Below are 5,286 nucleotides of genomic sequence, written 5' to 3' on the forward strand. Positions count from 1 at the left end.
ATATTGACCTCCGTTTCGGTTGTTGGTTGACGAGTGACCGAAACGAAGGCGGCGGGGAGCGGCACCGGGGAATGACTTCGGGCCAACATGACCCGAAGCAGCCCCATAAGAACACAAAAGCGCCCGGGCGGCATGAAGCCACACGAACGCATGAAGTTACATATTCATTTATGTACTGTCTGATTTCACATTCATAACCAGACTGTCCCGGAGGGGGCGCTATGCTTTTTTTAATTGATGTAGGTCATGGGTACTATGAAAAGAGGCAAAAATAGACACGGCGGCAATCCTCCTTATATGCCGCCGTGGATTTACACGGTGTTAGGTCGTCGTTATTTTAAGGTAGACGAAAAGAAACGGCGGCTCTGAAAATCAAAGCCGCCGCTTCATAGGCGCGTGAAAATGTGTCTGCTGTACGACGGCTTTTTTTCTTTTGCCGTCGTCCGGCAGATTAACATATGAAACTATAATTCATTGATGGTTGCAGTAATCGACATATTGCGAATTCGTTTTGCCGGAGCATATACAGCTGCGATTGCCGCAATCGAGACAAACAGAAGAATAACGCCCAAAGAGATAATTGGGAACTGCCACACAGCAGATGGAAAATGCCCTGCAATAAGGAAATCATACAGCGATTTGCTAAGCGGCAAGCCAATAGCACAACCAACAACGCACCCCAAAACAGCATAGGTGAATGCTTCACAGGCAATCATTTTCGTCATTTGCCGTTCATCCATTCCTACTGCCCGCATAGCTCCATATTGCTTCATTCTGGCAGACACACTCATGGAAATGCTATTGACAATGTTCATTACCGTTACCAGTGCAATAATTGCCAAAAACGCATAAACACAGAAAACAAAAGCCATATAAGTTCCCGTAGTGCGCTCGTCGCGTTTATCTTGAAAGCTATATGTTTGATCTACGGAATTCTGGATTGCCTGAACATTTTCGTCCGTAACATCTCCCGTTGTTTGTATCAGCACAAGAGAATAACCTTCCTCTCCTGTCAAACGGACAAATGTTTCATCAGAGGTAATCAATGTGAGCTTTCCATTTGTCAATCCATTCTCACTAAATGGGTCGTTTTTTAACAGTCCGGCTATGGTAAGGGTTTCATCCCCAATCTGAACAGTGTCACCGATTTTCCATGTGCTGTCCTGATCGGATGTTGCCAAAACAAAATTGCTGTCCCTAAAAACTTTGGACAGATCACTCCCCCTTTTCAAAGCACTGTCTTTTTTCAGACATTGTAAATCAAAATCGTCATAAGAAATCAAATCGACTGTGCCAGAAAAGTTGGTGTCGTCGTTTAGTTTGGCAGAAACATCAAATACACTACGACGCCCGTAAACTTCCTTCACTCCATCCATTTCGCGGATGGTTGTAAGCAGTTCCCAAGGAATCGTATTACCGTCAGCACTTGCAATATCTATATCTGATGTGGCAGCCGACTGAGGAATCAGGTAATCCACAAAATCGACCATAATAGAAAAGCTCAAAAACAGGATGATGCTAAGTGCAAAAGAACCTGTCATCAGGAATAAATTTTTCTTCCCGGAGACCGCATGGCCGATACCGAGAAGGGCTTCAATCTTTCCGAATCCTGTATACTGGGAATGACGCATTGTTTTTCCGTGGTCTGCATTTCCAGACACCGCTGTGATAGGAGATACCTTCGCGGCATGTTTCGCCGGAGCATTTGCGGCGATCAGTACAGTAATCAGTCCAACAAAGATACCGCAGGCAATGCCAAAAATACTGATACCAAAGAGGGGAATATCAGAAAATTCTTCTCTGACTACAAAGCGCAGTACCGCACACAGCCCCCATGTTGTAACAACCCCTAAAATAAGACCGATGGGTACAGCCGTTTTGCACCAGTTCAATGCCTCCAGACGAACAAACCGAATAATCTGCTGCTTACTCATACCAATGCAACGCATCATTCCAAAAAATTTGGTTCTCTGGGCAACGCTACTGTTCATACTGCTGGAAATCATCAAAACGCCTGCAATCAAAATCAGCAGGAACAGAACAACCGCAACAGAAAGAAGGGTTTGCCCCATGGAACTGCCGAGCAAGTCTCCAATAGAGAAACTTCCATGCTTACCAACCAATCGGGCCTGTTCCATCCGAAAACCCATTTCTGCCATACTGAATACTGCTGTTACCATAAACACAGCAAATACAATGCAAAGCAGCGTCATACGATTTTGTCGGCGATGAACTTTAGCGGAGATGGGAATAAGACTAAGATAGCTTTTCATTCACGGCACCTCCCAAAATCAGTCAAAGTACCATCCGATACCTGTAATACCCGGTCTGCCGTTTGCGCAATACTGCGGTTATGGGTAATCATAATGATGGTCTGCTCGTATTTTTTCGATGTTTCTTTGAGCAATGCTATGACCTCACTGCTGTTTTGTGAGTCCAAATTTCCTGTTGGCTCGTCTGCCAGAATCAGAGAAGGACGGGTAATCAATGCGCGGCCAATCGCCACTCTCTGCTGTTGACCGCCGGAAAGCTGACTGGGTAAATGATTACGACGATCTTTCAAATTCAAAACCGTCAGCAGTTCCTCCAAATATCTCTTATCCGGCTTTTGATAATCCAACAACAGCGGAAAAATAATATTTTGTTCCACCGTCAACTCCGGGATAAGGTTAAACGCCTGAAAGATAAAGCCGATATTCCTCCGGCGGAAAACGGTCAGCTTTCGATCGTTCATGGCAAAAATGTCCTTGCCGTCAATCAGAACCTTGCCAGATGTTGGCGTGTCCAAAGCACCGATCATATTCAGCAGTGTACTTTTACCAGAACCGGATTCCCCGACGATTGCCACATACTCGCCCTTTGGAACAGAAAAGCTGACATCCTTTAATGCCTTGACAGCGGTTTCTCCGTTGCCATAGGTCTTACTGATATTTTTGACTTCTAATAAGTTCATAGTGTAAACACCTCTTTCTGAATGATTTTGCGATATAGGCAGGCTGTCTTTGTTTGTCCTGCCTATGTGTGAGAGAATAGCACCTGAATCTTACTGTAAGCCTACAGCCAGCCTACAATTTTGTAGGAATCAGAAAATTCATTGTGAAAGTTGTCCCGATACCTAATTCGCTGTCAACCTCAATGGTGCCGTTATGTGCTTCAACGATTGCCTTTGCCAAAGGTAATCCCAGTCCAATCCCTTGCTTGTCCTTAGAAAAACGACTGCGATAAAACCGCTTGAAGATGTGATGTATATCCTCTGGGTGGATGCCGCATCCATTATCCGTTATCACAATTTGGACACCAGACGGCAACTCGTTCCACGCAACACGAATTGTTGCACCACTTTCTGTATGGTCAAACGCATTTTTCACAATATTGTCGATTGCCTCATTCAACCAATCACGATCACAAAAAAGAGAAAGATGATCCGAGCCAGACAGAATGATTTCTTTCTTTTCCTGTCTGGCTCTATATGCAAAATGCAGTTCAATATCCCGCATCATATCTGCAACATTTTCTGCGTTCTTTTCCAAGACAATGGCTCCGGCATCCAATCTTGTAATCTTGAGCAGACTTTGCACCAGTGTTTCGATACGGTCAAGTTCCTGCTCAGACAAACCCGCAAATTCTTTCACGGAGGACACTTCTATATCCTCGTCTTGAAGGAGTCCGTTATAAATATTGAGTGCTGCCAGCGGTGTTTTCAGTTGGTGTGAAATGTCGGAGATTGTATTTTTCAAAAACTCTTTCTCTCGTAACTCGTTATCTGCATGGGCATTTAACACTGCCGCTAAAGAATTGATGGAATGAAGCAGTCGGTACAATTCGCCCTCATTGTCACATTCAATACGGGCATTGCGATCACCATCAAGATACGCATTGATTTGTAATATCGCCTGCTCCATGATCTGATTTTGCCGATTAAAATATACAAAGCAGACTGCCCATACAGCACCGCCAGCCAATAGAAAAAGGATTAGCAATAACAGAGAAAGCCGTCGATATGACAGCCATAGAAAAACCTCGGCTAAGAGAAATGTAACCCCAAAAACCAGTGAAAGCGAAAGAAATAGATTTTTGATTTCTTTATTTGCCAGTATCTTCATTCTGTACCTCACCCGATAATATTCCATTTATATCCCATACCTCGAACAGTCAGGAGCATTTGTGGTTCACTTGGATTATCCTCGATCTTCATACGAAGCCGACGCATATAGACCGTAAGGGTACTACTGTCGATATAATTCCCGTCGCAATCCCATAGCTTATCTAAAATTTGTCCCTTTGTCAGCACCATGCTTGGGTTTCTCATAAACAAGCACAGTAGCTTGTATTCCGCGGCAGTCAAATCCAACAGCTCCCCATTTTTGAAAACCTGTCCTTGCAGCAAAAGAACTTTGATGCCATTCGACTGCAATTCTGTGTCTGCTGTTTGAAAAGAATTTGCACGTCGAAGTAAGGCGTTAATCCTTGAAACGAGAACCCCCAGTTTGAACGGTTTTGTGATATAGTCATCACCTCCAATATCCAGCCCCATAATAATACTTGTTTCCTCATCCGAAGCCGTCAGAAAAATAATTGGCACCTTTGATGTAAGTCGAACTCTTTTGCAAAATTCAAAGCCAGACCCATCTGGCAGAGATACGTCCAACACCAACAAATCATATTTTCCGTCTGTCCACAATTCCTCCGCTTCTTTGAGCGTTCTGGCGATATTTAATTCAAATCCCTGCTTTTTGAAAGCAAAAGAAAGCCCGTTAATCAGGCTTAGATCATCTTCAAGAAGTAATATATTACTCATACTTTTTTACCTTTCCTTGTTTTGTTCGACCATCAATCGGCTTCTCCGCAGTTTTAGGGAGCAGCCAAACACCGGCCATTTTCACAGCGCCGGGGATACGCCCACCAGCACAATAATAATTTACCCTACGAGGTGTCACGCCCCACTTCTCGGCGGCCTCTTTTAATGTCATATAGTCCATTTCGCACCTCCACAGGATATATTATAGTTCTCTATCTCGAATAATACAAGTTAGAGCCTACACGGATGCGAAATAAAATACTACTTAATGTAAAATCTCATTACATTCTCATAATTCAACCCGAAATGTAGAATGATATAGGGTGATATGAGAATGAACCAAGATGAAAGAAGGTTTGACTTTCACGGCCTCGGGGCAGCTCTCAAACGAGCCAGAGAAGAAAAGGGCTGGACACAAGCCTATGTTGCGGAATTAGTAGACCGTGACTCCCGTACCATTATGAATATTGAGAACAAAGGTCAGTATC

5 protein-coding genes are annotated in these 5,286 nt (G+C 43.8%); all 5 read right to left on the reverse strand.

The genetic code is table 11. The features are described from left to right. Window positions 1-464: 464 nt before the first annotated feature. The 5 genes from AC5RDS_RS07480 to AC5RDS_RS07500 all read right to left on the reverse strand — a co-directional run bounded on the left by AC5RDS_RS07480 (window position 465) and on the right by AC5RDS_RS07500 (window position 4,970). Window positions 465-2,180, reverse strand: coding sequence for an ABC transporter permease (locus AC5RDS_RS07480; protein ID WP_494222283.1), 1,716 nt, complete (start codon window positions 2,178-2,180; stop codon window positions 465-467). A gap of 89 nt (window positions 2,181-2,269) precedes the next feature. Continuing rightward, window positions 2,270-2,953 carry an ABC transporter ATP-binding protein gene (locus AC5RDS_RS07485; protein ID WP_008705963.1) on the reverse strand — a complete coding sequence of 228 codons (684 nt, stop codon included), beginning with the start codon at window positions 2,951-2,953 and terminating at the stop codon, window positions 2,270-2,272. A 112-nt stretch (window positions 2,954-3,065) separates the two neighbouring features. Next, window positions 3,066-4,103 carry a sensor histidine kinase gene (locus AC5RDS_RS07490; RefSeq protein ID WP_113993194.1) on the reverse strand — a complete coding sequence of 346 codons (1,038 nt, stop codon included), beginning with the start codon at window positions 4,101-4,103 and terminating at the stop codon, window positions 3,066-3,068. An 8-nt stretch (window positions 4,104-4,111) separates the two neighbouring features. Beyond that, window positions 4,112-4,798 (reverse strand): response regulator transcription factor, encoded by a 687-nt coding sequence (locus AC5RDS_RS07495; RefSeq protein WP_113993195.1) that lies wholly within the window; start codon window positions 4,796-4,798, stop codon window positions 4,112-4,114. Further along, complete coding sequence (locus tag AC5RDS_RS07500; protein WP_494222284.1) at window positions 4,791-4,970, reverse strand: helix-turn-helix domain-containing protein; 180 nt, start codon at window positions 4,968-4,970, stop codon at window positions 4,791-4,793. The genes AC5RDS_RS07495 and AC5RDS_RS07500 overlap by 8 nt, the downstream gene beginning before the upstream one ends. Window positions 4,971-5,286: the final 316 nt, after the last annotated feature.

The sequence above is a fragment of the Odoribacter sp. genome (assembly GCF_985060555.1).

Coding starts and splice junctions, on each gene's coding strand:
- AC5RDS_RS07485 (WP_008705963.1), bottom strand. CDS start 2,953: ATGAACTTATTAGAAGTCAAAAATATCAGTAAGACCTATGGCAACGGA.
- AC5RDS_RS07500 (WP_494222284.1), bottom strand. CDS start 4,970: ATGACATTAAAAGAGGCCGCCGAGAAGTGGGGCGTGACACCTCGTAGG.
- AC5RDS_RS07490 (WP_113993194.1), bottom strand. CDS start 4,103: ATGAAGATACTGGCAAATAAAGAAATCAAAAATCTATTTCTTTCGCTT.
- AC5RDS_RS07495 (WP_113993195.1), bottom strand. CDS start 4,798: ATGAGTAATATATTACTTCTTGAAGATGATCTAAGCCTGATTAACGGG.
- AC5RDS_RS07480 (WP_494222283.1), bottom strand. CDS start 2,180: ATGGTAACAGCAGTATTCAGTATGGCAGAAATGGGTTTTCGGATGGAA.